The following is a 25,248-nucleotide window of genomic DNA, read 5'->3' as shown; positions in this document are numbered from 1 at the left end:
GTTTCCTTCAGTTCTCAGAGTCTTGTTTGTAGGGGTTTACTGAATTCTTCTCCGTGTCTTGTGAACAGGAAACAGGCCGGGCATGGTCAGGGTTCAGACCTTCTTAAGGACAAGAACCATGCTCGTACTAAGCCGTGCCGTGGGTGAACTGATTTCCATCGGTGATGATATTTCCGTTCGTGTGCTGTCGGTCAACGGCACCACTGTGCGGTTTGGCGTGGAAGCGCCGCGGCACATAGATGTTCATCGCTTCGAGATATACGAAAAGATCCAGAGAAAGAAGAGTCAGGTCGCCCGCAAGGCGTGCTCAGTCAAATAGGTGTTTGGGCACGTCGTGCTTGAGCATCAATTGACACTGCTCGCTCTCCGGATCGAAGACGATCATCGCCTGGCCCTTGGTCAAAGCCTGTCTGACGCGTAGCACACGGGTTTCCAGGGGAGTGTCGTCACCGTTGTCGGTGCCGTCGCGGGTCACGAAGTCCTCGATCAGGCGAGTGAGCGTGTCGACTTCGAGTTGGTCGTGGGGGATCAGCATGGTGGACCTCGGCTGGATAATGTCGCAAATGCTACGGCCTATGGACCTTCGCGGCTAGCCTTGGATTTGCGGTGCCTATTGCGGCCTCATCGCGAGCAGGCTCGCTCCCACAGTGGATCTACGCCACTCGTCCCTGTGGGAGCGAGCCTGCTCGCGATGGCAATCCCCGGAAAGCAAGAGTCCTCTGTCAGTTATCCGAACGCTGCCCCACCAGGCTATCCACCGAAGGCACCCGGGTATCGCTCTCCATCTGCGCATCGTGTTCGATCTGGTGGCTGAAACGGTCCAGAGACCCCTGGGCCGGTTGCGCATCGCTGGCGAACACCGGTGGGCTGAGGATATAGGCACCGAGCAGACGGCTGAGGGCGGCCAGGCTGTCAATATGGGTGCGTTCGTAGCCATGGGTGGCATCGCAGCCGAAGGCGAGCAGGGCAGTGCGGATGTCATGGCCAGCAGTGACGGCCGAGTGGGCGTCGCTGAAGTAGTAGCGGAACAGGTCGCGGCGTGCCGGCAGTTCGTTCTCCTTGGCCAGTTTCAGCAAGTGTCGTGACAGGTGATAGTCGTAGGGCCCGCCCGAATCCTGCATTGCCACGCTCACGGCATGTTCGCTGGAGTGCTGGCCGGGCGCGACGGGCGCGATGTCGATGCCGACGAACTCACTGACGTCCCAGGGTAGCGCTGCGGCTGCGCCACTGCCGGTTTCCTCGGTGATGGTGAACAGGGGGTGACAGTCGATCAGAAGCTCCTCGCCGCTGTCGACGATTGCCTTGAGCGCCGCCAGCAACGCCGCGACTCCGGCCTTGTCGTCCAGGTGACGCGCGCTGATGTGGCCGCTCTCGGTGAACTCCGGCAGGGGATCGAAGGCGACGTAATCGCCGACACCCACTCCCAGGGTTTCGCAATCGGCACGGGTGGCGCAGTACGCGTCCAGGCGCAATTCAATGTGATCCCAACTGATGGGCATTTCATCCACGGCGGTGTTGAAGGCGTGCCCGGACGCCATCAAGGGCAACACGCTGCCGCGGATCACGCCGGTGTCGGTGAACAGGCTGACCCGGCTGCCTTCGGCAAACCGGCTGGACCAGCAGCCCACCGGCGCGAGGGTCAGGCGACCGTTGTCCTTGATGGCCCGCACCGTGGCGCCGATGGTATCCAGGTGGGCCGACACGGCCCGGTCGGGACTGTTCTTGCGACCCTTGAGGGTGGCGCGGATCGTGCCGCGGCGGGTCATTTCGAAAGGTATACCCAACTCTTCGAGGCGTTCGGCGACATAGCGCACGATGGTGTCGGTGAAGCCGGTCGGGCTGGGGATGGCGAGCATTTCCAGCAGGACTTTTTGCAGGTATTCGAGATTCGGTTCGGGGATTTTGCTGATCATGGAAACTCCTGAACGTTTGCGTATCCGATCGTTCCCACGCTCTGCGTGGAAATGCAGCCGGTGACGCTCTGCGTCATCTGGACGCGGAGCGTCCCTTGAGGCATTCCCACGCGGAGCGTGGGAACGATCAGTCCACTATGGGGGGTGTCAGACCACCCCCTGACTATGGGGAAACAGCAGATCCACAAAGCGTTCGGCAGTGGGTTGTGGTTCGTGGTTGGCCAGGCCGGCGCGTTCGTTGGCTTCGATGAACACGTACTCGGGTTGATCGGCAGCCGGCACCAGCAGGTCGAGGCCGACCATGGGGATGTCCAGGGCGCGTGCCGCGCGTACCGCCGCATCGGCCAGGGTCGGGTGCAGGGTGTCGGTGACGTCTTCCAGGACGCCGCCCGTGTGAAGGTTTGCAGTGCGTCGTACGAACAAGTGCTCACCGGACGGCAGCACGCTGTCGTAGTCATACCCTGCGGCACTCAGCGTGCGCTGGGTTTCGGCGTCAACCGGAATCTTGCTTTCCCCTCCGGTGGCCGCCTGTCGTCGACGGCTTTGGGCTTCGATCAAGGCACCAATGGTGTGCTGGCCGTCGCCGATGACTTCCGCAGGCCGCCTGATCGCCGCCGCCACCACTTCAAAGTTGATCACCAGGATGCGCAGGTCGAGCCCTTCGTGAAAGCTTTCCAGCAACACCCGGCTGTCGAACTGCCGGGCCGCCTCGATGGCACTCTGCACTTCTTCGATGGTGCGCAGGTCCACCGCCACGCCCTGACCCTGTTCACCATCCAGCGGCTTGACCACCACCCGCTCGTGTTCGTCGAGGAACGCCAGGTTGTCATCGGCATTGCCTGCCAACTGTTGTGCCGGCAGGTTCAGGCCGGCGTTCTTCAGGACTTTATGGGTCAGGCTCTTGTTCTGGCACAAGGTCATGCTGATGGCGCTGGTCAGGTCGCTCAGGGATTCGCGGCAACGTACCCGACGGCTACCGTGGATCAGGGTGAACAAACCGCCTTCGGCGTCGTCCACCTGTACTTCGATGCCTCGGCGGTGCGCTTCCTCGACGATGATCCGCGCATAAGGGTTGAACTGGGCCTCGGGTCCAGGCCCCAGGAACAGTGGTTGATTGATGCTGTTCTTGCGCTTGATGGCGAACGTCGACAGGTTACGAAAACCGAGCTTGGCATAGAGGTTCTTGGCCAGGCGATTGTCATGCAGTACGGACAGATCGAGATAACTCAAGCCTCGGCTCATGAAATGCTCGATGAGGTGACGCACTAGCACTTCGCCAACACCGGGTCGTGAACACTGCGGGTCCACGGCCAGGCACCAGAGGCTGCTGCCATTTTCCGGATCGTTGAAGGCTTTCTGGTGATTGAGCCCCATGACGCTGCCGATGACTGCGCCACTGTCATCGTCTTCGGCCAGCCAGTAGACCGGCCCGCCCTGATGACGTGGCGTCAAGCGCTGTGGATCGACCGGCAGCATGCCACGGGCCTGGTAGAGCTGGTTGATGGCTTGCCAATCGGTGTCGTTCTGGGCGCGACGAATCCGGAAGCCGCGAAACACCCGTGTGGCCTGTCGATAGTCGCTGAACCACAGGCGCAAGGTGTCGGAAGGGTCGAGGAACAACTGCGCCGGTTCCAGCCCCAGCACCTGCTGGGGGGCCGCGACGTACAGGGCAATGTCACGTTCGCCGGGTTGTTCGTTGAGTAACTCCCGGCCCAGTGTCGCCGGGTCCGGGAAGGTGTGGCCGATCAGCAGTCGGCCCCAGCCGCAATGCACCGCAATCGGGGCGGCGCCCAGTTCGCTGCCGTCTACGGCCAGGCGCGCCTGCAAGCGTTCGTAGGAAGGCGCCTGGCCGCGCAGCAGCCGTTGGTTGTGAACCGTTGTGTGGGGTTTCATCGATCAGATTCCTTGCTCGCTGAGCCACAGGTTCAGCGCCGCCAGTTGCCACAGGCGGGAGCCGCGTAGCGGGGTCAACTGACCGTTGGGGTCGGTGAGCAGGCGGTCGAGCATGGCCGGGTTGAACAGGCCGCGATCCTGGCTCGGATCCAGCAGCAATTCGCGGACCCAGGCCAGGGTGTTGCCTTCCAGGTGCTTAAGTCCCGGCACCGGGAAATAGCCTTTCTTGCGATCAATGACTTCGCCGGGAATTACCCGCCGGGCCGCTTCCTTGAGGACTTGCTTGCCGCCGTCGGGCAGTTTGAATTTCGCCGGAACCCGCGCCGAGAGTTCCACCAGCCGGTAATCCAGGAACGGTGTGCGTGCTTCCAGGCCCCAGGCCATGGTCATGTTGTCGACACGCTTGACCGGGTCGTCCACCAACATCACGGTGCTGTCCAGGCGTAGGGCCTTGTCGACGGCAGCATCGGCGCCCGGTTGAGCGAAGTGTTCCTTGACGAAGTCACCGGCGGCGTCGTTGGCGGTCAGCCATTTTGGCTGCACGGTGGCGGCGTACTCTTCATAGCTGCGATCGAAGAACGCGGCGCGATAGGCCGCATAGGGATCACTGGCGCCGTCCACTTGGGGATACCAGTGATAACCGGCAAACAACTCGTCGGCGCCCTGGCCGCTTTGCACCACTTTGCAGTGCTTGGCCACTTCCCTCGATAGCAGGTAGAAAGCGATGCAGTCATGGCTGACCATTGGCTCGCTCATGGCGCGGAAGGCTGCCGGCAGTTGCTCGATGATTTCTTTTTCGTCGATGCGCAATTGGTGATGGCGGGTGCCGTAGTGCCTGGCGATCAGGTCCGAATACTGGAACTCGTCACCCCGTTCGCCGCCGGCATCCTGGAAACCGATGGAGAACGTGGACAGGTCGTCCACGCCCACTTCTCGCAGAAGCCCCACCAGCATGCTCGAGTCCACACCACCGGAAAGCAGCACCCCTACATCCACGGCGGCCCGCTGGCGAATGGCGACGGCTTCTCGGGTGCTGTCGAGCACGCGGTCGATCCAGTCTTCCAGGTACAGGTTCTGCTCATCTGGCCGGGGACCATAGGGCAAGGTCCACCAGGTTTTCTGCTCGATGCTGCCATCGGCTTCTACCCGCATCCATGTGGCAGGCGGCAGCTTTTCAATGCCGGCCAGCAGGGTGCGAGGTGCCGGGACCACGGCATGGAAATTCAGGTAATGGTTGAGGGCGACCGGGTCGAGCATCGGGCTGATGTCGCCGCCCTTGAGCAGTGCCGGCAACGCCGAGGCAAAGCGCAGGCGTTGGCCTGTGCGGGAAAGATACAAAGGCTTGACGCCGAGACGGTCGCGGGCGATGAACAGGCGTTTGGCATCACGCTCCCAGATGGCGAAGGCGAACATGCCGTTGAGCTTGGGCAGCAGCGCTTCGCCCCAGGCGTGATAGCCCTTGAGCAGCACTTCGGTGTCGCCACCGGAGCAAAAGGCGTAGCCCAATGTCTCCAGTTCGTTGCGCAGTTCCGGGTAGTTATAGATCGCCCCGTTGAAGGCCAGGGACAGGCCCAGTTGATTGTCGATCATCGGCTGGGCCGAGGCATCGGACAAGTCCATGATTTTCAGGCGCCGATGGCCCAGGGCGATCGGGCCCTGGCTATGAAAACCCCACGCATCGGGGCCGCGAGGGGCCAGGTGATGGGTCATTCGTTCTACGGCCGCAAGGTCCGCAGGTTGTTGATCGAAACGTAACTCTCCAGCTAATCCGCACATAAGTCCTTACCGGTTTTTCCGTTGGGGAGGGTACTCGCCGAAATGGTGGGTACCCTGGAACTGACCGATGGGATTGCCGTGAGTTTTAGATCGATGCGTTATAAGGCGACGGGTGGGGCGGGTTGATGGGATGTCGTAGGGCCTTTGTGGGAGCGAGCCTGCTCGCGATGGCGGCGGCATGGTCAACATTAAAGCCAGCTGATCCACCGCCATCGCGAGCAGGCTCGCTCCCACAGGTTTGGCGGTGGGCGTTCAGCTGCGTCAAGCTTTGCCGCGGATCAGCGCCCGCAGCGCAAACCGGTTCGGATGGCAGGCCTCGGCCACGCTCCGGGGTAGGGGCAGGGGTTCGTTGTCCAGCCAGGCGGCGATCAGTTCGCCGGACAGCGGCGCGGTGATCAGGCCGCGGGAGCCGTGGCCGCTGTTGATGTACAGGCCATCGAGCCAGGGGCAGGGGCTGTCCGGAACCTGGCGGGCATCTTTGCTCAGGGCATGATACGTCTTGGTAAATGCCTGGCCGTCTGCCAGCGGCCCGACAATCGGCAGGTAGTCCGGGCTGGTGCAACGGAACGCCGCGCGGCCTTCGAGGCGGTCTGGATCCAGGACGTCTGCGTCCAGGCGGTTCACCAGGTCCAGAGAGATTTCTTCGAGCATTTGCAGGTTGCCGGCATGTTCGGCGGCGGTGGGCGTCAGGTCGTCGTTCTTGAAGTCGAAACTGGCGCCCAGGGTATGCTCGCCCACTCGCGGCGGGGCTACATAGCCCTCGGCGCAGACAACCGTGCGCAGGCCCTGGCTGCGGTCGGTCTGCGGCAGACGGGTGATTTGCCCGCGTATGCGTTTGAGGGGCAGGTCGGCGGCCGCTTCGAAACGCTTGATCTCGGCGGCGCCGGCAAGGATCGCCACCGGTGCGCTGGCCAGGCAGCGCTCACCGTCCCAGGCTTGCCACTGGCCATCGACGCGGCGCAGATCCAGCACTTCATGGTGGGGCAACATCCTGATCGACGAGCCCGAGGCCTGCCAGCGGCACAGCGCCGGCGGATGTACCCACCCCCCTTCGGGATAGAACAGACCGCCACAGGCCAGGCCGATGCCGGACAGCGCCTCGGCTTCGGACTGGTCCAGTGTGTGCAGCAGATCGGTTGGGAACGCTGCTGCCAGTTGCGCCTGGCGCTCGGCTTCCTTGTGGTTGAAGGCCAACTGCAGGACACCGCAGCCGTCCCAGTCCATGCCCCTTTGCAGATGTTCCAGCAAGCGCCGGGTATAGCCGAAACCGCTGAGGATCATCTGGGACAACGCTGTGCCGTGGGCCGACAGCTTGAGGTACAACACCCCCTGGGGGTTACCGGACGCTTCCTCGGCCAACCCGGCATGGCGTTCCAGTAATGTCACTTGCCAGCCACGGGCCGCGAGGCTTGCCGCGCTGGCGCAACCGGCCAGGCCCCCGCCAATTACCAAGGCCCGACGTTCGCCTGTGGGCGGAGCGGGACGGGCGTACCAGGGTTTTGCCGGGAGGGGGGCGGTTTGCTCCGATGACGTCGGCCAGCCGAGGAACGCGCCCCGCAGGATTTCCCATTTATGTCCGATGCCCGGCGTGCGCTTCATCTTGAAGCCCGCCGCGTTCAACAATCGCCGCACCCAACCGGTGCTGGTGAAGGTGCTCAGGGTGGCGCCAGGTGCCGCCAGCCGGGCCAGTTCGGCGAACAACTCGGCGGTCCACATGTCGGGGTTCTTGGCCGGAGCGAAGCCATCCAGGAACCAGGCGTCGATTTGACCATCCAGTTGCGGCAACTGCTCCAGGGCGTCACCGATCATCAAGGTCAGCGTCACCCGTCCGCCTGCCAGCGTCAGGCGCTGGAAACCTTGATGGATCGCAACGTACTGCCCCAGCAACTGATCGGCCTGAAGCTTGAGTGACGGCCACAGGGCAAGGGCCCGGCGCAGGTCTTGGGGGCTCAGCGGGTATTTTTCGACACTGACAAAATGCAGTCGCGCCCCGGCGGGCGCGCATTGCTCGAACAACTGCCAGGCACACAGGAAATTCAATCCAGTGCCGAACCCCGTCTCACCGATCACCAACCTCCCGTGATCCGGCAACGCGGCGAAGCGCTCGGTCAGGTTGTTCTGTTCAAGGAACACATAGCGGGTTTCTTCCAGACCCGACTGGTCGGAGAAATACACATCGTCGAACACCCGCGAACGGGGCAGACCCTGGTCATCCCAGTCGAGTTGGGCGTGGTGCTGTACGGGGGGCATGGCAGGCTCAGTGAAATCCGGGACGCTATTCTAGCCTCGTTCCCACGCTCCGCGTGGGAATGCCTCTACGGACGCTTCGCGTTCGGCTCTACACCGGACGGCGTCCAATCCGCTAGTCTTGCCCCAACCCCAGGAAGGAGCTGCCTATGTTCGAATCCGCCGAAATCGGTCACGCCATCGATAAAGACACCTATGAGGCCGAAGTGCCGGCTCTGCGTGAAGCACTGCTCGAAGCCCAATTCGAGTTGCATCAGCAAAGCCGCTTCCCGGTCATAGTGCTGATCAACGGTATCGAGGGCGCGGGCAAGGGCGAGACGGTGAAGTTGCTCAACGAGTGGATGGACCCGCGGTTGATCGAGGTGCGCACGTTCGACCAGCAGACTGACGAAGAGCTGGCGCGGCCACCGGCCTGGCGTTACTGGCGGATGTTGCCGGCCAAGGGGCGCATGGGGATTTTCTTTGGCAACTGGTACAGCCAGATGTTGCAGGGGCGGGTTCACGGCGAGTTCAAGGACCCTCGGCTCGATCAGGCGATCAATGCCGCCGAGCGCCTGGAAAAAATGCTCTGCGATGAAGGCGCGCTGATCTTCAAGTTCTGGTTTCATCTGTCCAAGAAGCAGATGAAAGCCCGGCTCAAGGGGCTCAAGGATGATCCGTTGCACAGTTGGCGCATCAGTCCACTGGACTGGCAGCAATCCCAGACCTACGACAGGTTCGTCAAGTACGGCGAGCGGGTGTTGCGCCGGACCAGTCGAGATTACGCCCCGTGGCATGTGATCGAAGGCGTGGACACCTGTTATCGCAGCCTCACGGTGGGCAGGATCTTGCTCGAAGGCATGCGCCATGCGCTTGACCGGGTGAAGACCAGACCGGAAAAAGTCAACGTGACACCGCTACCGGCGCTGGATGACCAGGTGACCCTGATCGACAGCCTGGACATGACCTTGCGCCTGGACAAGGACGATTACGAGGAACAACTGATCACCGAGCAGGCCCGGTTCGCCGGCTTGCTGCGGGACAAACGCATGCGTCGACACGCCCTGGTGGCGGTGTTCGAAGGCAACGATGCGGCCGGCAAGGGGGGAGCGATCCGGCGGGTTGCCGCGGCGCTCGATCCACGCCAGTACAGCATCGTGCCGATAGCCGCGCCCACCGAAGAAGAGCGTGCCCACCCTTACATGTGGCGGTTCTGGCGGCACATTCCGGCGCGGGGAAAATTCACCGTATTCGACCGTTCCTGGTATGGCCGGGTGTTGGTGGAGCGGGTCGAAGGCTTTTGCAGTCGGGCCGACTGGCTGCGGGCCTATGGCGAGATCAATGATTTCGAAGAGCAGATTGCCGACGCCGGTGTGGTGGTGGTCAAGTTCTGGCTTGCCATCGACAAGGAGACCCAGCTCGAGCGATTCCAGGAGCGGGAGCAAATCCCCTTCAAGCGCTTCAAGATCACTGAGGATGACTGGCGCAACCGTGACAAGTGGGACGCCTACCGGTCGGCGGTATGTGACATGGTCGACCGCACCAGTACCGAAATCTCTCCCTGGACCCTGGTAGAGGCCAATGACAAGCGCTGGGCACGCGTCAAGGTATTGCGCACCCTCAGCGAAGCGCTGGAGGCGGCTTTCAAGCGCAGCGAGAAACTGGCTCGCAAGAAATAGCCAATGGGCCTGCAGGGCTGATTCGTGCACCTGGGTTAACCGTACAGGCCGCTCGCGATGAGGTCGCATATGCGGGGTGAATGATTGTCGCAGTCGGTTATGGGGTGGATTTATGCTCGATCCATTCTTGACCGCCTACAACAATGAGGAACAGCCATGCGTGAAGTAGTGATCATCGACAGCGTACGGACCGGCCTGGCCAAGTCGTTTCGCGGCAAGTTCAACATGACCCGCCCGGATGACATGGCGGCCCATTGCGTCAATGCACTGTTGACGCGCAACGACATCGACCCGGCCAGCGTCGAAGATTGCATCGTCGGTGCCGGCTCCAACGAGGGTGCTCAGGGCTACAACATAGGTCGTAACGTGGCGGTGCTTTCCCACCTGGGTATCGGCACCGCTGGCATGACCCTCAACCGCTTCTGTTCCTCGGGCCTGCAAGCCATCGCCATTGCCGCCAACCAGATCGCTTCCGGTTGCAGCGACATCATTGTCGCCGGCGGGGTGGAGTCCATCAGCTTGACGATGAAAAGCGTCAACACCGACAACCTGATCAATCCGCTGCTCAAGGAACAGGTACCCGGGATCTATTTTCCCATGGGCCAGACCGCCGAAATTGTCGCCCGCCGTTACCAGGTCAGCCGCGAAGCGCAGGATCGCTACGCCTTGCAGAGCCAGCTGCGCACTGCCCAGGCCCAGGCGGCCGGGTTGTTCAATGACGAGATTGTACCGATGGCGGTCAAGTACAAGGTGGAGGATAAAAATACCGGTGCGGTACAGATGCTTGACGGCGTGGTTGACCGCGACGATTGCAACCGCCCGGACACCACCTACGAAAGCCTGGAAGGCCTGAAGCCGGTGTTCGCCGAAGACGGTTCGGTGACGGCGGGTAACTCATCGCAGCTATCCGACGGCGCTTCGATGACCCTGGTGATGAGCCTGGAAAAGGCCCTGGCGCTGGGACTCAGGCCCAAGGCCTTTTTCCGCGGCTTCACCGTGGCCGGTTGCGCGCCGGATGAAATGGGCATCGGTCCGGTGTTCTCGGTGCCGAAACTGCTCAAGGCCAAGGGGCTGCGGATCGCCGATATCGATTTGTGGGAACTCAACGAGGCGTTCGCGTCCCAGTGCCTGTACAGCCGTGATCGCCTGGAAATAGACAATGAAAAATACAATGTCAACGGCGGCTCGATTGCCATCGGCCATCCGTTCGGCATGACCGGTTCGCGCCAGGTCGGACATCTGGTGCGGGAGCTGCAACGGCGCAACCTGCGCTATGGCATCGTGACCATGTGCGTGGGCGGTGGGATGGGAGCGACGGGGTTGTTCGAGGCTGTGCGTTAAACGCGAAGCTGAGAAAAGACACTATTTTTGGCGAGGGGATTTATCCGCGCTGGGCGCGCGACGCGTCCCCAAAACCAGGCGACTCGGTGTATCAGATAGATTGAGTCAGCTGCAGGGCTGCTTGGCAGCCCAGCGGGGATAAATCCCCTCGCCACAGATAAATCCCCTCGCCACAGGCTGGGCGGGGGTCAGCTGGCGATCTCAAGCGCCTTCTGCACCCGCTCTATATACGCCGCGACTTCTTGTTCTGCAGCCTCACGACTGGCAAACGGTCCTTCCTGGGTTCCTTCCCGGGTACTGAAATAGAATTCACCGTTTATCCGACAGATCCGGTCACTGGGAAAGACCATCGCAGGGGCGAGGTCCTGGGCGCGTTTGCCAAGCATGGGGGCTCCAAGAAGCGTAAATATCGGTTGTGTGAAGTTTATTCGTTGACATCAACTGGCGCTTGCTCAGCCGATGGGCGGCAATGTGCCATCTATCCTTCTCGCGAACGACCTTCGAACTGTTAGTGCGTAACTGTCCCTGTGTCGCCGACGCTTCTCCCCCTAGAATAGTCGCTCTTTTCTTGAGCCTCGGGGATTGCATGCACATTTCGTCCGGTCGCTGGGTCTACGGCCTGTTCCTCGCCCTGTTGACCGCGCTGTTGTGGGGAATCCTGCCGATCAAGCTCAAACAGGTACTGCAAGTGATGGACCCGGTCACCGTGACCTGGTTTCGCTTGCTGGTGTCCGGCGGTTTGCTCTTCATCTATCTTGCTGCCACCCGACGCCTGCCCAGCCGCAAGGTGCTTGGTCCGCGCGGCGGCTGGTTGGTGGCCATGGCGGTGCTGGGGCTGGTCGGCAACTACGTGTTGTACCTGATGGGGCTGAGTCGCTTGAGCCCCGGCACCGCGCAGTTGGTGGTGCAGATGGGGCCTATCCTGTTGTTGGTCGCCAGCCTCTTTGTGTTCAAGGAGCGTTTCAGCCTGGGGCAGGGGATGGGCCTGATGGTGCTGCTGATCGGCTTCACGCTGTTTTTCAACCAGCGTCTTGCCGAGTTGCTGACCTCCCTGAGCGAATACACCGCCGGGGTCTTGATGGTGTTGCTGGCGTCGGCTGTCTGGACGTTCTACGCATTGGGTCAGAAGCAGTTGTTGACGGTGTGGAATTCGTTGCAGGTAATGATGGTGATCTATCTGTTCTGCGCGTTGCTGCTCACGCCGTGGGTCCATCCGTTGGAAGCGCTGCAACTGAGCCCTTTGCAAGGTTGGCTGTTGTTTGCCTGCTGCCTCAACACCCTGATTGCCTATGGCGCATTTGCCGAGGCGCTGGCTCACTGGGAAGCCTCACGGGTCAGCGCGACCCTGGCGATCACGCCGCTGGTGACCTTCGCTGCGGTAGCCGTGGCTGCCTGGTGGTGGCCCGATTATGTGCATGCCGAGCAGATCAATCTGTTGGGGTATGGCGGGGCCGTGCTGGTGGTGGTGGGCTCAGCGTTGGTGGCGTTGGGGCCTTCGCTGATTGCCGGGCTCAGGGCCCGGCGTGAGCGGTTGGCGGTAGGGCGATAGACCGAGTTATCGTTCTTCGCGAGCAAGCCCCACAATGGATCTTGGTCGAACATACAACTTGTGTTCAATGAAGACCTATGTGGGAGCGGGCTTGCTCGCGAAGACTGACTGTCTGCCAGCAGAAAACTCAGCCCTGGCTACCGGCCTCCAGCATGTTTTCCGGTCGCACCCAGGCATCGAACTCCTCATCGGTCAGATAGCCCAACTGCAACGCTGCCTCGCGCAGGGTAAGCCCTTCGCTGTAGGCTTTCTTGGCGATCTCGGCGGACTTGTCGTAGCCGATATGCGGGTTCAACGCCGTCACCAGCATCAACCCACGCTCCAGGTGCGCCGCCATCTGCTCGCCATCGGGCTCGAGCCCGGCGATGCAATGTTGCTGGAAGTTGCTGCAGCCGTCGGCGAGCAGGCGGATCGATTGCAGCAGGTTGTGGATGATCACCGGCTTGAACACGTTCAACTGCAAATGGCCCTGGCTGGCGGCAAAGCCGATGGTCACGTCGTTGCCCATGACCTGGCAGGCCAGCATCGACAAGGCTTCGCACTGGGTCGGGTTGACCTTGCCGGGCATGATGGAACTGCCCGGCTCGTTGGCCGGCAATTTCACTTCGGCGAAGCCGGCCCGAGGGCCGGAGCCCAGCAGGCGCAGGTCGTTGGCGATTTTCATCAGGGTCACGGCCAGGGTTTTCAGTGCGCCGGAAAGCGTCGTCAGCGGCTCATGCCCCGCCAGTGCCGCAAACTTGTTTGGCGCGGTGACGAACGGCAAACCGGACAGCGCCGCCAGCTCAGCGGCAATCGCTTCACCGAAACCGTGGGGCGAATTGAGCCCGGTGCCGACCGCCGTGCCGCCCTGGGCCAGTTCACAGACCGCCGGCAGCGCGGCGCGGATTGCCCGTTCGGCATAGTCGAGCTGGGCGATGAAGGCCGACAACTCCTGGCCGAATGTGATCGGCGTGGCGTCCATCATGTGGGTGCGGCCGGTCTTGACCAGTTTCATGTGGCGCGCCGCCAGTTCCGCCAGCCCGCCGGATAATTCGCTGATGGCCGGCAACAATTGCTGATGGACGGCCTGCGTGGCAGCGATGTGCATGGCCGTGGGGAAGCAGTCGTTGGAGCTCTGGGAGCGGTTGACATGGTCGTTGGGGTGCACCGGGGTCTTGCCGCCGCGGGGGTTGCCCGCCAGCTCGTTGGCGCGCCCGGCGATCACCTCGTTGACGTTCATGTTGCTCTGGGTGCCGCTGCCGGTCTGCCAGACAACCAGCGGGAACTGATCGTCATGCTGGCCGGCCAGTACTTCATCGGCGGCCTGTTCGATCAATCGGGCAATGTCGGCGGGCAAGTCGCCATTGCGGTCGTTGACCCGCGCGGCGGCTTTCTTGATCAGGGCCAGGGCGTGCAGCACCGACAGTGGCATGCGTTCGTTACCGATGGCGAAGTTGATCATGGAACGCTGTGTCTGGGCGCCCCAGTAGGCGTCCTCCGGGACTTCAACCTGGCCAAGGCTGTCGGTTTCGATACGGCTCATTGGGTCAAACTCCTGATAGGTCTGAATGCGCAGTTTAGGCCCTGTGGGGCGGCGCCGGTTCCCTCAATCTAGGAGTGGTCGGTTCGGTCCGTCAATCGGAGACGGCAAGCGCCGGGGTTGAGGACCGGCGTTTTTTAGGCGCAGAATGACCGCCCTTGAGGTTTTACCTCGCCAGTTAGATAAGGAAACTCGATGACCCGTCTTCGCGCCATCTGTACCGCAGTTGCTCTGGTGTGTGCCAGCGGTCCTGTTCTCGCCGATACCGCCAGCCACAACGCCAGCGCCGAAGCGTTCCTGACCTTGGCACACGCCGACAAACTGGGCACTCCGGTGTACATGCAGGTGCAGCAGATGTTTGCCCAGCGCTTCGAACAGACCAAGGCTCCCGAGTCGAAAAAAGCCACCCTGGAAACCTACCAGGCCAAGGCCAACGCCGCGCTTGACCAAGCCATTGGCTGGAACAAGCTCAAGCCGGACATGGTCAAGCTCTACACCACCAACTTCAGCGAATCGGAGCTCAAGGACCTGGTGGCCTTCTACCAGTCGCCTCTGGGCAAGAAAGTCCTGGAAAAAATGCCACAGCTGACCCAGCAGTCGGCCCAACTCACCCAGGCCAAGCTTGAAAGCGCGGTGCCGGTGGTGAACAAGCTGCTGGCGGACATGACCGCCGAGCTCGAGCCGAAAGCTGCTGCCCCTGCCAAGAAGAAGCCTTAAACGGAGCCAGGTATGAGCATGCAACAACGCATCGAATCGACACTCGGCCTCCTGCAGCCCGAGCATCTGCAGGTGCTGGATGAAAGCCACATGCACAGCCGTGGGCTGCAGACCCACTTCAAGGCGGTGGTGGTAAGTCGGCAGTTCGAGGGGCTTAATCGGGTCAAGCGCCACCAGAAGGTCTACGGCACGCTGAGTGAGCTGATGGGCGAATTCCATGCATTGGCGCTGCACACCTACACCCCCGAAGAATGGGCACAAATCGACGCCGCCCCGGCTTCACCGACCTGTGCCGGTGGCGGGTAGGAGCTGCCGCAGGCTGCGATCTTTTGATTTTGATCTGAGTGCTCGCGATTCAACTGTCAGGGACAAGATCGCAGCCTCGTTGCACTCGGCAGCTCCTCCAGATTGGTTCAGGCGGGATAAACCCCTTCGCAGAGTTGGAATCCAGTCCTGTAACGCCAATGTTTTTGTTAGAATCCGCAACGCGCCGCTGACCCGGCGCGTTTTTTTTGCATCCGGTTCACCCTTTACGAGGGTAGCCACCTGGAGAAACACCCATGACACAACCCATTGTCGTGGCGGCACTGTATAAGTTCGTCACCCTGGAAGATTACGTCGAGCTGCGTGAGCCCTTGCTCAAGGCGATGCTCGATAACGGTATCAAAGGCACTCTGCTGATCGCCGAAGAAGGCATCAACGGCACGGTCTCCGGTACCCGCGAAGGCATCGACGGCTTGCTGGCCTGGCTCAAGAACGACCCTCGCATGATCGACATCGATCACAAGGAGTCGTACTGCGACGAGCAGCCGTTCTACCGCACCAAGGTCAAGCTCAAGAAAGAAATCGTCACCCTCGGCGTCGAAGGCGTGGATCCGAACAAGCAGGTCGGCACCTATGTCGAACCCCAGGACTGGAACGCGCTGATCAGCGATCCGGAAGTGTTGCTGATCGATACCCGTAACGACTACGAAGTGTCCATCGGGACATTCGAAGGCGCAATCGATCCCAAGACCACCAGCTTTCGCGAGTTTCCCGACTACATCAAGGCCAACTTCGACCCGGCCCGGCACAAGAAGGTCGCGATGTTCTGCACTGGCGGCATCCGCTGTGAAAAGGCCTCCAGCTACATGCTCAGCCAGGGTTTCGACGAGGTCTTCCACCTCAAGGGTGGCATCCTGAAATACCTCGAAGAGGTTCCCCAGGAAGAAACCAAATGGCGCGGCGACTGTTTTGTGTTCGATAACCGCGTGACCGTTCGCCACGATCTCAGCGAAGGCGACTACGATCAATGTCATGCGTGCCGTACACCGGTTAGCCTGGAGGATCGCGCTTCGGAGCACTATGTGCCTGGCATCAGTTGCCCGCATTGCTGGGACAAGCTGAGCGAGAAGACTCGCCGCAGCGCCATCGACCGGCAAAAGCAGATCGAACTGGCCAAGGCTCGCAACATGCCGCACCCGATCGGCTACAACTACAAGCAATCATCCTCCGAGGCCTGAACCATGCCGCCACGCCTGCTGTATGTCATGGACCCGATGTGTTCCTGGTGCTGGGGCTTCGCGCCGGTGGCCGAAGCATTGGTCGAGCAGGCGCGGGCCCGGGGTGTGGAACTGCATCTGGTGGTGGGTGGTTTGCGCACGGGCAGCGGTTCGGCCCTGGAGCCCACTACCCGGCGTTACATCCTGGAGCATTGGCAGGCTGTCACCGAGGCCACCAGCCAGCCGTTCAAGCTGGAGGGCGCGTTGCCGGACGGTTTTGTCTATGACACCGAGCCGGCCTGCCGGGCGCTGGTGACGGCCCGTAGCCTGGCACCGGACCTGGCCTGGAAGTTGCTGAAGCTGATCCAGCAGGCTTTTTATGTGCAAGGTCGCGACGTGACCCGTGCCAGCGTCCTGGTGGAACTGGCCGAACAGGCCGGGTTGCCACGCATTGAATTTGCCGCGGCGTTTGACAGCGCTGATCAACATGCTGCCACCGCTGCGGATTTCACCTGGGTGCAGGACCTCGGCATTGCCGGATTCCCCACGCTACTGGCCGAGCGCGACGGGCAACTCGCCTTGCTCACCAACGGTTATCAGCCCTTGAGTCAGTTGTCTCCATTGCTTGGCCGCTGGCTGGAGCGCGCGGCCTGTGCCTGACCTGCCGGATGGCACTTCTGAGCCACAGCGCGTCGATCGATTGAGCTGGGCGGAAATCCGTCGCCTGGCCTTCACACACAAGAAAGCCCTGTGGATTGCCAACGGCGTGGCCGTGCTGGCGACGCTGTGCAGTGTGCCGATCCCCTTGCTCTTGCCGCTGTTGGTGGACGAAGTGCTGTTGGGGCGTGGCGACGCCGCCCTGAAGGTGATGAACCACGCCTTGCCGACGGGCTGGCAGAGTGCTGCCGGCTATATCGGGTTGATGCTGCTGGCGACCTTGACCCTTCGGTGCGGCGCGTTGCTGTTCAACGTGTTACAGGCGCGCTTGTTTGCCGGGCTCGCCAAAGACATCGTCTATCGCATCCGTATCCGCCTGATCGGGCGTCTCAAGCGTATTTCCCTGGGTGAATACGAAAGCCTGGGCAGCGGTACCGTGGCCGCTCACCTGGTCACCGACCTGGACACCCTGGATAAATTCGTCGGCGAAACCCTCAGCCGTTTCCTGGTGGCGATGCTGACGCTGGTGGGCACCGCCGGCATCCTGATGTGGATGCACTGGAAACTGGCGCTGCTGATCCTGTTGTTCAATCCACTGGTGATCTATGCCACGGTGCAGTTGGGTAAGCGGGTCAAGCACCTCAAGAAGCTGGAGAACGACAGCACCTCGCGCTTCACCCAGGCATTGACCGAAACCCTGGACGCGATCCAGGAGGTGCGTGCCGGTAACCGCCAGGGCTTTTTCCTCGGACGCCTGGGCCAGCGCGCCCGGGAGGTGCGTGATTATGCGGTCAATTCCCAGTGGAAAAGCGACGCGTCGGGTCGCGCCAGTGGCTTGCTGTTTCAGTTCGGCATCGACATTTTTCGTGCGGCGGCGATGCTCACCGTGCTGTTTTCCGACCTGTCCATCGGCCAGATGCTGGCGGTGTTCAGCTACCTCTGGTTCATGATCGGTCCCGTGGAGCAGCTATTGAACCTGCAATACGCCTATTATGCGGCCGGCGGCGCATTGAGCCGTATCAACGAACTCCTGGCCCGGGCCGACGAGCCGCAGTACAGCGGCGGCATCGATCCGTTCAAAGGCCGTGATACCGTGGGCATCGACATCCAGGGGCTGAGCTTCGGTTATGGTGAGGAACTGGTGCTCGATCAGTTGAACCTGTCCATCTCCCCCGGCGAAAAGGTCGCCATCGTTGGCGCCAGCGGTGGCGGCAAGAGCACCCTGGTGCAGCTATTGCTGGGCCTGTATACACCGAAGTCGGGCAGTATCCGGTTTGGCGGCGCCACGCAGCAGGAAATCGGCCTGGAAACCATCCGGGAAAATGTCGCGGTTGTGTTGCAGCATCCTGCGTTGTTCAACGACACGGTACGAGCCAACCTCTCCATGGGGCGCGACTGCAGCGACGAGGCCTGCTGGCGGGCATTGACCATTGCCCAACTCGATACTACGGTGCGCGCGTTGCCCCAAGGGCTGGACAGTGTGGTCGGGCGTGCCGGGGTGCGGCTGTCCGGTGGACAGCGTCAACGCCTGGCCATTGCCCGCATGGTATTGGCCGAGCCGCGGGTGGTGATTCTCGACGAAGCGACCTCTGCACTGGACGCCGCCACCGAGTACAACCTCCATCAGGCGCTGTCGCGTTTCCTGAGCGGGCGCACCACGCTGATCATCGCCCACCGGTTATCAGCCGTGAAACAGGCGGATCGGGTATTGGTGTTCGACGGGGGGCAAATCGCCGAAGACGGCGACCATTTGCAGTTGATCGCCGAGGGTGGCCTGTACGCGCGACTCTACGGTCATTTGCAACAGATACAGCAGCCTTGAGTTTCCTGTGATTTTCTGCGCTTAGTATCCAAAAAAGTCAGCTGAACGCCCCCGGTTTCTTCGAATTTCCACCCAAAGCCTGTCGATTCTCCGATCCAGCCGTTCCAAGGGTCGAAAACTGGCCTAGGCTCTGGAATCAGAAGCGGATTTTTCCCGGGTGCTCATTGGCAATGCCTGTGCAAGGGACCTCATGAAGCAAAAGCGGACTCTCGGAACGCCTCGGTTGTTGGGCATCGTCTGGCCCTTCATTGCCGTTGTGCTATTTCAGGCATTACTCGGGGGCGTCAGTCTCTACGTGTTGTCGGCAGTTCGCGGCTATGTAGCGGGGGAAAGCCTCTGGTCCAAGGGGCAGAAAGACGCCATCTACTACCTCAATCTCTACGCCGACAGCCGTGATGAGGCGATTTTCCGCAAATACCAGCAAGCCATAGCCGTGCCCGAGGGCGGGCATGACTTGCGGGTGGCACTGGATCGTCAACCACCTGACCTGGAAGCGGCGCGGGCGGGTATCCTCCAGGGGGGAAACCACCCGGACGATGTGGCCAGCGTGATCTGGCTCTATCTGAATTTCCGTCATTTCAGTTATCTGGAAGAAGCCATCGATCTCTGGACGGTGGGCGACGGTTATCTGATCGAGTTGGATAATGTCGCCCGGCAGATGCACGAAAGCATTACCGAAGGGAGTGCTTCAGAGGCCGATATCCGGGGCTGGAAGGCGCAGATCTTTGCCATCAACGACTCCGTAACCCCAGCAGCCAAGGCTTTCAGCGACGCGCTGGGTGAGGGATCGCGCTTTATTCTGCGCCTGTTGCTGGTGATCAACTTTGCCACCGCGCTGGGGCTCATCGTCCTGGCGTTGTTACGTACCCACAAGCTGCTGGCCCAGCGACAGGTGTTCGCCAACGCTTTGCAACTGGAGAAGGAGCGTGCGCAGATCACCTTGCAATCCATTGGCGATGGCGTCATCACTACCGACGTCGAAGGCGCCATTGCGTACATGAATCCCGCCGCCGAGGCGATGACCCACTGGAAGGCCGAGCATGCCACCGGGCTGCCCTTGGCCGCGCTGTTCAATCTGCTTGACGACAATGCCCAGACCGAAAGCCTGACGCTGATCGAACACATTCTCAGTGACCGGCTCGGTGGCGGCAGCGAACATTCCAAACTGATCCAGCGCCTGGATGGCAGTACGGTGTCGGTGACTCTGGTGGGTGCGCCGATCCGCCATGCGGGCAAGGTCAGCGGCGCCGTACTGGTCTTGCACGACATGACCCAGGAGCGCCAGTACATTGCCAACCTGTCGTGGCAGGCTACCCATGATGCGCTGACCGGCCTGGCGAATCGCCGGGAATTCGAGTACCGGCTGGAGCAGGCCCTGCATAACCTGACGCGCCAGGCCGGGCGCCATGCCTTGATGTTCCTCGACCTGGACCAGTTCAAGCTGGTCAACGACACCTGTGGCCACGCGGCGGGTGACGAATTGTTGCGGCACATTTGCGCGTTGCTGCAATCGGGCCTGCGGGAAAACGACACCCTGGCCCGGTTGGGCGGGGATGAGTTCGGTATCTTGCTGGAGAACTGTTCGCCGGAGGCCGCGGAGAAGATCGCCGAAGGGCTGCGCCAGACCGTGCAGAACCTGCACTTTGTCTGGAAAGGCCGGCCGTTCGTGACCACCGTGAGCATCGGCCTGGTGCACATCGCCCAGAACCCGACGACTTTGGAAGCTTCCCTGCGTGCCGCCGACATGGCCTGCTACATGGCCAAGGAAAAAGGCCGCAATCGAGTCCAGGTCTACCATGCCGACGATTCGGAGCTGTCCCTGCGCTTCGGTGAGATGGCCTGGGTCCAGCGCTTGCACATGGCCCTGGAGGAAAACCGCTTCTGCCTCTATGCCCAGGAAATCGCCGCCCTGGGGCCTGGCGACCATGGCGGCGGGCATATTGAGATCCTGTTGCGCCTGCACGATGAAGCTGGACGGATGATTTTGCCGGACAGCTTCATTCCAGCGGCGGAGCGCTATGGCCTGATGACGTCCCTGGACCGTTGGGTGGTGGAAAATGTCTTCAAGATCATCCGCCAGTGCCTGAACGATTCGCGGCAGGGCCCCATGGCGATGTGTGCGATCAATCTGTCAGGCACGACTATCGGAGACCAGGCATTTCTCGACTTCCTGCGTCAACAGTTCGCGGCGTATTCGATTCCACCGGAAATGATTTGTTTTGAAATTACAGAGACCAGCGCTATTTCGAATTTGGGCAGTGCCATTCGCTTTATCAATGAACTCAAGAGCTTGGGTTGTTACTTCTCGCTGGACGACTTTTGCGCCGGAATGTCTTCATTCGCTTACCTGAAACATTTACCTGTAGACTTCTTGAAGATCGACGGGAGTTTCGTAAAGGATATGCTGGACGACCCGATTAACCGTGCAATGGTCGAGGTGATCAACCACATCGGCCACGTCATGGGTAAGCGCACCATTGCCGAGTTTGTGGAAACTGCCCAGATCGAGCAGGCATTGCTGGAGATTGGAGTGGATTACGCTCAGGGGTATGTCATCGAGCGCCCGCAGTTGTTTACCTGTGACACGTTGCAATGCAGGCCGGCCCGGCCCCAGCCATTGTTATTCAAGGCCCCCGGCACGTTCCGCTGAGCCTCTTGTTGATCCGGAAAAAAATCACAATCAAAAGGAGCCCGACAGTGATCGACACATTCAACCGAACAGGCCCGCTCATGGACGCCAAAAGCTATCCGAAATGGGCACAGCAGCTCATTGCCGATTGCGGCGAGAGCAAGCGCCGGGTTGTCGAACACGAGCTGTATCAACGCATGCGCGACAACAAGCTCAGCGCCAAGACCATGCGCCACTACCTCATCGGTGGTTGGCCGGTTGTTGAACAGTTCGCCTTATACATGGCACAGAACCTCACCAAGACCCGCTTTGCCCGCCATCCCGGCGAGGACATGGCCCGTCGTTGGCTGATGCGCAACATCCGTGTCGAACTCAATCACGCCGACTATTGGGTGAACTGGAGCGCCGCCCACGGTGTGACGCTGGAGGATCTGCAGGCACAGCAGGTACCGCCCGAACTCCACGCGTTGAGCCATTGGTGCTGGCATACCAGCTCTTCGGACTCGTTGATCGTGGCCATCGCAGCGACCAACTATGCGATTGAAGGCGCGACCGGGGAGTGGTCGGCCCTGGTGTGTTCCAGCGGCATCTATGCGGCGGCCTTCGCCGAGGAAGATCGCAAGCGAGCCATGAAATGGCTGAAGATGCACGCCCAGTACGACGACGCCCACCCGTGGGAAGCGCTGGAAATCATCTGCACCCTGGGGGGCATGAATCCGAGCCAGGCATTGCAGACCGAACTGCGCCAGGCGGTGTGCAAAAGCTACGATTACATGTATCTGTTTCTGGAGCGTTGCATGCAACTGGAACAGTCGGAGGTCGCCGAAAAGTCGGCATCCCCACGCGAGCGCCTGGCGCTGGCCGGGAGCTGACGCCTAGCTGACGATGTGGGAGCGGGTCTGCCTGCAAAGAGGTGCGGTCAGCCAACGGGGAGGTTGGCTATCGGATCGCTGTCGCGAACAGGTTCGCTTCCACATTATTGTTTGATGTAATCAGACTCACCTCGTATCCCTGTGGGAGCGAGCCTGCTCGCGATAGCGGTGGGCCAGCTAGTAGAAATATTGAACATGCCACCGCCTTCGCGTGCGGCTCCCACACTCAGTCTGGCTCGCGTGTTCTCAATCAACCCGCCATTGCCAACCGATTCCGCCCCTCGCGCTTGGCCACATACAACGCGCTGTCGACCCGGCGGAGCAGGCTTTCCATGGACTCACCCGGCAGCAGCGTCGCGCAGCCGAGGCTGACCGTTAGCTCAATCCTGACGCCGGCTGCGAAATAATCCTGCAGTTGGGCGGCATAGCGCAATCGCTCGCCAATCGTGGCAGCGGCTTCCCGACCGGTATTGGAAAGCAGGATCAGAAACTCCTCTCCGCCGAACCTGAACACCATGTCCACGTTGCGCAACTGATCCTTGATCGACTCGGCAACGGCCTTGAGCACCTCATCGCCGGCGCCGTGGCCATAGGTATCGTTGATGCGCTTGAAGTGATCGATGTCTAGCATCAGCAGCGACAACGGTTGCATGTGACGCCTGGCCATGTCGATTTCCCGCCCCATGACCTGGTCCATGGCGATGCGATTGCCGGTTCCGGTCAACGGGTCGCGCAGGGCGCTCTGGGTTGCGGCGCGGTAGAGCAGGGCGTTGCGCAGTGGAAACAACAGGGTGGACATCACTGACTCGAGATCACTCTGCTCCGCGTCGCTAAAACGCTGATTGCGACGGAATACCAATTCGCCCAACTGTTCGTCTTCATGGCTGAGGTTGTAGCTGAGCAGATGATGTCCGCGTTGACCGAACTCCAGTCGCAGATCGCTGGGCTTGTGTTGATAGGCCAGTGCATCCAGGGGCACCAGTCGTTGAACCTCGCGGAAAAACAAGCCCAGGATCCGTTGTGGTTCCAGGCTGGTCTGCAATTGCTGACTCAATTGCTGGCGCAGTTGCGAAAGACTGACGGACCGCGCGACGAGCGGTGACGGCTGACCGAAGCCCAGGCGCTGCAGTTTGGCGCTGTCGAAATCAATCGCGTTGGTCTGGATGGGCGTTTTCATTTGGCGTGAGCCCCTAAGCAAATCTGTCCTGGCAGGCTGGGTGAGGGGGGCTTTGGGCTGCGCGTCGTACCGTCCCGTCAGTCCCATAGGATGCTGATTTGAGTTTAGTCTGCTTTCCTTGGCTGACGCAGGCCTCGTATCTATCTCCGTTCCCCGCCGGACATGGCGTGTTTGGAAGGGTTAGAGCGAAAGTCGTGCCAGTCTGTTCACTTCGGGAAAATCCATTACAAATCAATGAAGTGAAAAAAACACGAATATCCCCCCGGCGTTGCGCGACATGGCTTTGGCGGTTCGTCTGGCTTGCTACCGAAGAATTCGAGCGTTGCGACGGTAAACCGCCGCAACGTAGGGGCGAGTTTTTACTGCGCGTTGAAGGCCTGGCCGTTGACGCCTTTGCTGTCCGGTCCCATCAAGTACAGATAGACCGGCATGATCTCTTCCGGGGTCGGATTATTGAGCGGATTTTCCCCCGGATAGGCCTGGGCGCGCATGCTCGTGCGGGTGGCGCCAGGGTTGATGCTGTTGGCACGCACCGGCGCGACGGTATCGACTTCGTCGGCCAGGGTCTGCATCAGCCCTTCGGTGGCAAACTTGGACACCCCATAAGCGCCCCAATACGCCCGACCCTTGCGACCAACGCTGCTTGAGGTGAACACCACGGACGCATCCGTGGACAACTTGAGCAGAGGTAGCAAGGTGCTGGTGAGCATGAACATGGCGTTGACGTTCACGTGCATCACCCGCATGAAATTCTCGCCGGACAGCTGTTCCAGTGGTGTGCGCGGGCCGATGATCGAGGCGTTGTGCAGCAGGCCGTCCAGATGACCGAACTCGGCTTCGATCATGGCCGCCAGTTCGTCGTATTGATGGGGCAGGGCGGTTTCGAGATTGAATGGAATCACCGCCGGCTGTGGATGGCCAGCCGCTTCGATTTCATCGTAGACCTGGATCAGGTTGGCTTCGGTCTTGCCCAACAGCAGCACGGTGGCACCGTGGGCGGCGTAGGCCTTGGCGGCAGCCGCGCCGATGCCGCGACCGGCACCGGTGACCAGGATGACCCGGCCGGCGAGCAGGTCGGGGCGGGCGGAATAATCAAACATAAAAACCTCACGAAACATAACGATGCGTGGTGATGCACGGTGTGGCGACGGGTTGTATTGTGGCGAGGGGATTTATCCCCGCTGGGTCGCGAAGCGACCCCTTGCGTATTGCTTGATACAACGCAGTGACTGACATCTCTTGGAGGCGCTTCGCACCTCGGCGGGGATAAATCCACTCGCCACAAAAAATCTACTTACTTGTCTTGCCACACGAAGTAGTCAGTTCAGCAACTGCACAACGCGTTATCCAGCACTTCGCGCAACGCCAGCGGATGATCGATCACCACGTCCGCGCCCCAGTGCCTGGGGTTGTCGTCCGGGTGGATGTAGCCGTAGGTCACTGCGCAGGTCTTGGTGCCGGCGCTGCGCCCGGACTCGATGTCCCGCAGGTCGTCGCCGACGAACAACACGCTGGCCGGGTCCAGGTCGAGCATCTTGCACGCCAGGGTCAGCGGCTCTGGGTCCGGCTTGCTGTTTTTCACGTGATCGGGGCAGATCAGTACCTTCGAGCGTTCGGCCAGGCCCAGTTGCTGCATGATTGGCTCGGCGAAGCGCACCGGTTTGTTGGTGACCACGCCCCAGATCAGGTTGGCCGCTTCAATATCGGCCAGTACCTCGGCCATGCCGTCGAACAGATGGCTGTGGACGGCGCAGCCCTTGAGGTAGCGGTCGAGGAACTCCTGGCGCAGATCCTCGAAGCCCGGTGACTCCGGGTCCATGGAAAAGGTCACCGCGACCATCGCGCGGGCGCCACCGGAAATTTCGTCACGAATGTGCTGCGTATTCATCGGTGGCAGGCCACGGTCGGCGCGCATGGCCTGGCAGATGGCGATGAAGTCCGGCGCGGTATCGAGCAGCGTGCCGTCCATGTCGAAGAGAACCGCTTTGAGACGCATC

At 61.1% G+C, this 25,248-nt stretch carries 21 protein-coding genes; 11 read left to right on the top strand and 10 right to left on the bottom strand.

Annotation, left to right across the window (positions count from 1 at the left end; genetic code table 11):
* The first annotated feature begins 118 nt into the window (after positions 1 to 118).
* Positions 119 to 319, top strand: coding sequence for a carbon storage regulator CsrA (gene csrA / locus AD665_RS21670; protein ID WP_024778699.1), 201 nt, complete (start codon positions 119 to 121; stop codon positions 317 to 319).
* On the opposite strand, the gene AD665_RS21665 is transcribed toward csrA, so the two are convergent.
* The 5 genes from AD665_RS21665 to mnmC all read right to left on the bottom strand — a co-directional run bounded on the left by AD665_RS21665 (position 308) and on the right by mnmC (position 7,832).
* Positions 308 to 535, bottom strand: coding sequence for a YheU family protein (locus tag AD665_RS21665; RefSeq protein WP_024778700.1), 228 nt, complete (start codon positions 533 to 535; stop codon positions 308 to 310). The two genes, csrA and AD665_RS21665, sit on opposite strands and share 12 nt — an antisense overlap.
* A 187-nt stretch (positions 536 to 722) precedes the next feature.
* Entirely contained in the window at positions 723 to 1,913 is a 1,191-nt protein-coding gene (locus AD665_RS21660) for an osmoprotectant NAGGN system M42 family peptidase (protein ID WP_024778701.1), read from the bottom strand.
* A 147-nt stretch (positions 1,914 to 2,060) separates the two neighbouring features.
* Positions 2,061 to 3,806, bottom strand: a complete 1,746-nt coding sequence (gene ngg / locus AD665_RS21655; protein ID WP_024778702.1) for an N-acetylglutaminylglutamine synthetase — start codon at positions 3,804 to 3,806, stop codon at positions 2,061 to 2,063.
* Positions 3,807 to 3,809: 3 nt separating this feature from the next.
* On the bottom strand, positions 3,810 to 5,582 hold the full coding sequence (locus AD665_RS21650; RefSeq protein ID WP_053193668.1) for an N-acetylglutaminylglutamine amidotransferase: 1,773 nt from the start codon (positions 5,580 to 5,582) through the stop codon (positions 3,810 to 3,812).
* Positions 5,583 to 5,843: 261 nt separating this feature from the next.
* On the bottom strand, positions 5,844 to 7,832 hold the full coding sequence (gene mnmC / locus AD665_RS21645) for a bifunctional tRNA (5-methylaminomethyl-2-thiouridine)(34)-methyltransferase MnmC2/FAD-dependent 5-carboxymethylaminomethyl-2-thiouridine(34) oxidoreductase MnmC1 (RefSeq protein WP_053193665.1): 1,989 nt from the start codon (positions 7,830 to 7,832) through the stop codon (positions 5,844 to 5,846).
* 146 nt (positions 7,833 to 7,978) lie between these two features.
* Between mnmC and pap the strand changes: the two genes are divergently transcribed.
* Positions 7,979 to 9,487 (top strand): polyphosphate:AMP phosphotransferase, encoded by a 1,509-nt coding sequence (gene pap / locus AD665_RS21640; protein WP_024778705.1) that lies wholly within the window; start codon positions 7,979 to 7,981, stop codon positions 9,485 to 9,487.
* Between the two features lie 156 nt (positions 9,488 to 9,643).
* Positions 9,644 to 10,828 (top strand): thiolase family protein, encoded by a 1,185-nt coding sequence (locus tag AD665_RS21635; RefSeq protein WP_053193663.1) that lies wholly within the window; start codon positions 9,644 to 9,646, stop codon positions 10,826 to 10,828.
* Between the two features lie 188 nt (positions 10,829 to 11,016).
* Here the strand turns inward: AD665_RS21635 and AD665_RS21630 are convergent, their stop codons facing one another.
* Complete coding sequence (locus AD665_RS21630; protein ID WP_024778707.1) at positions 11,017 to 11,214, bottom strand: DUF6316 family protein; 198 nt, start codon at positions 11,212 to 11,214, stop codon at positions 11,017 to 11,019.
* 200 nt (positions 11,215 to 11,414) lie between these two features.
* Between AD665_RS21630 and AD665_RS21625 the strand changes: the two genes are divergently transcribed.
* Positions 11,415 to 12,377, top strand: coding sequence for a DMT family transporter (locus AD665_RS21625; protein ID WP_053193660.1), 963 nt, complete (start codon positions 11,415 to 11,417; stop codon positions 12,375 to 12,377).
* A 127-nt stretch (positions 12,378 to 12,504) separates the two neighbouring features.
* On the opposite strand, the gene AD665_RS21620 is transcribed toward AD665_RS21625, so the two are convergent.
* A complete protein-coding gene (locus AD665_RS21620) occupies positions 12,505 to 13,899 on the bottom strand; it encodes a class II fumarate hydratase (RefSeq protein WP_053193658.1) in 1,395 nt (464 codons plus the stop codon).
* 192 nt (positions 13,900 to 14,091) lie between these two features.
* Between AD665_RS21620 and AD665_RS21615 the strand changes: the two genes are divergently transcribed.
* The 7 genes from AD665_RS21615 to AD665_RS21585 all read left to right on the top strand — a co-directional run bounded on the left by AD665_RS21615 (position 14,092) and on the right by AD665_RS21585 (position 22,074).
* Positions 14,092 to 14,613, top strand: coding sequence for a DUF2059 domain-containing protein (locus AD665_RS21615; protein ID WP_024778710.1), 522 nt, complete (start codon positions 14,092 to 14,094; stop codon positions 14,611 to 14,613).
* Between the two features lie 12 nt (positions 14,614 to 14,625).
* Entirely contained in the window at positions 14,626 to 14,919 is a 294-nt protein-coding gene (locus AD665_RS21610; protein ID WP_053193655.1) for a BolA family protein, read from the top strand.
* Positions 14,920 to 15,173: 254 nt separating this feature from the next.
* Entirely contained in the window at positions 15,174 to 16,115 is a 942-nt protein-coding gene (gene trhO, locus AD665_RS21605) for an oxygen-dependent tRNA uridine(34) hydroxylase TrhO (RefSeq protein ID WP_024778712.1), read from the top strand.
* A gap of 3 nt (positions 16,116 to 16,118) precedes the next feature.
* On the top strand, positions 16,119 to 16,754 hold the full coding sequence (locus AD665_RS21600) for a DsbA family protein (RefSeq protein ID WP_024778713.1): 636 nt from the start codon (positions 16,119 to 16,121) through the stop codon (positions 16,752 to 16,754).
* A complete protein-coding gene (locus AD665_RS21595) occupies positions 16,747 to 18,573 on the top strand; it encodes an ABC transporter ATP-binding protein (RefSeq protein WP_024778714.1) in 1,827 nt (608 codons plus the stop codon). Before AD665_RS21600 ends, AD665_RS21595 begins: the two co-directional genes overlap by 8 nt.
* 190 nt (positions 18,574 to 18,763) lie before the next feature.
* Positions 18,764 to 21,223: an EAL domain-containing protein gene (locus tag AD665_RS21590; protein ID WP_024778715.1), complete on the top strand. Its 2,460-nt coding sequence runs from the start codon at positions 18,764 to 18,766 to the stop codon at positions 21,221 to 21,223.
* A gap of 80 nt (positions 21,224 to 21,303) precedes the next feature.
* The gene (locus AD665_RS21585; protein ID WP_392396945.1) at positions 21,304 to 22,074 is read left to right on the top strand and encodes an iron-containing redox enzyme family protein; all 771 of its coding nucleotides are present in this window, start codon (positions 21,304 to 21,306) and stop codon (positions 22,072 to 22,074) included.
* Positions 22,075 to 22,324: 250 nt separating this feature from the next.
* On the opposite strand, the gene AD665_RS21580 is transcribed toward AD665_RS21585, so the two are convergent.
* The 3 genes from AD665_RS21580 to mupP all read right to left on the bottom strand — a co-directional run bounded on the left by AD665_RS21580 (position 22,325) and on the right by mupP (position 25,247).
* Positions 22,325 to 23,251: a GGDEF domain-containing protein gene (locus AD665_RS21580; protein WP_053193652.1), complete on the bottom strand. Its 927-nt coding sequence runs from the start codon at positions 23,249 to 23,251 to the stop codon at positions 22,325 to 22,327.
* 359 nt (positions 23,252 to 23,610) lie between these two features.
* Complete coding sequence (locus AD665_RS21575; RefSeq protein ID WP_024778718.1) at positions 23,611 to 24,351, bottom strand: YciK family oxidoreductase; 741 nt, start codon at positions 24,349 to 24,351, stop codon at positions 23,611 to 23,613.
* Between the two features lie 224 nt (positions 24,352 to 24,575).
* Complete coding sequence (gene mupP, locus AD665_RS21570; RefSeq protein WP_024778719.1) at positions 24,576 to 25,247, bottom strand: N-acetylmuramic acid 6-phosphate phosphatase MupP; 672 nt, start codon at positions 25,245 to 25,247, stop codon at positions 24,576 to 24,578.
* Position 25,248: the final 1 nt, after the last annotated feature.

Source organism: Pseudomonas corrugata, from assembly GCF_001269905.1.
In the GTDB taxonomy this organism is placed as follows: Bacteria; Pseudomonadota; Gammaproteobacteria; order Pseudomonadales; family Pseudomonadaceae; genus Aquipseudomonas; species Aquipseudomonas corrugata.
This window is presented reverse-complemented; position numbering and strand designations above follow the sequence as displayed.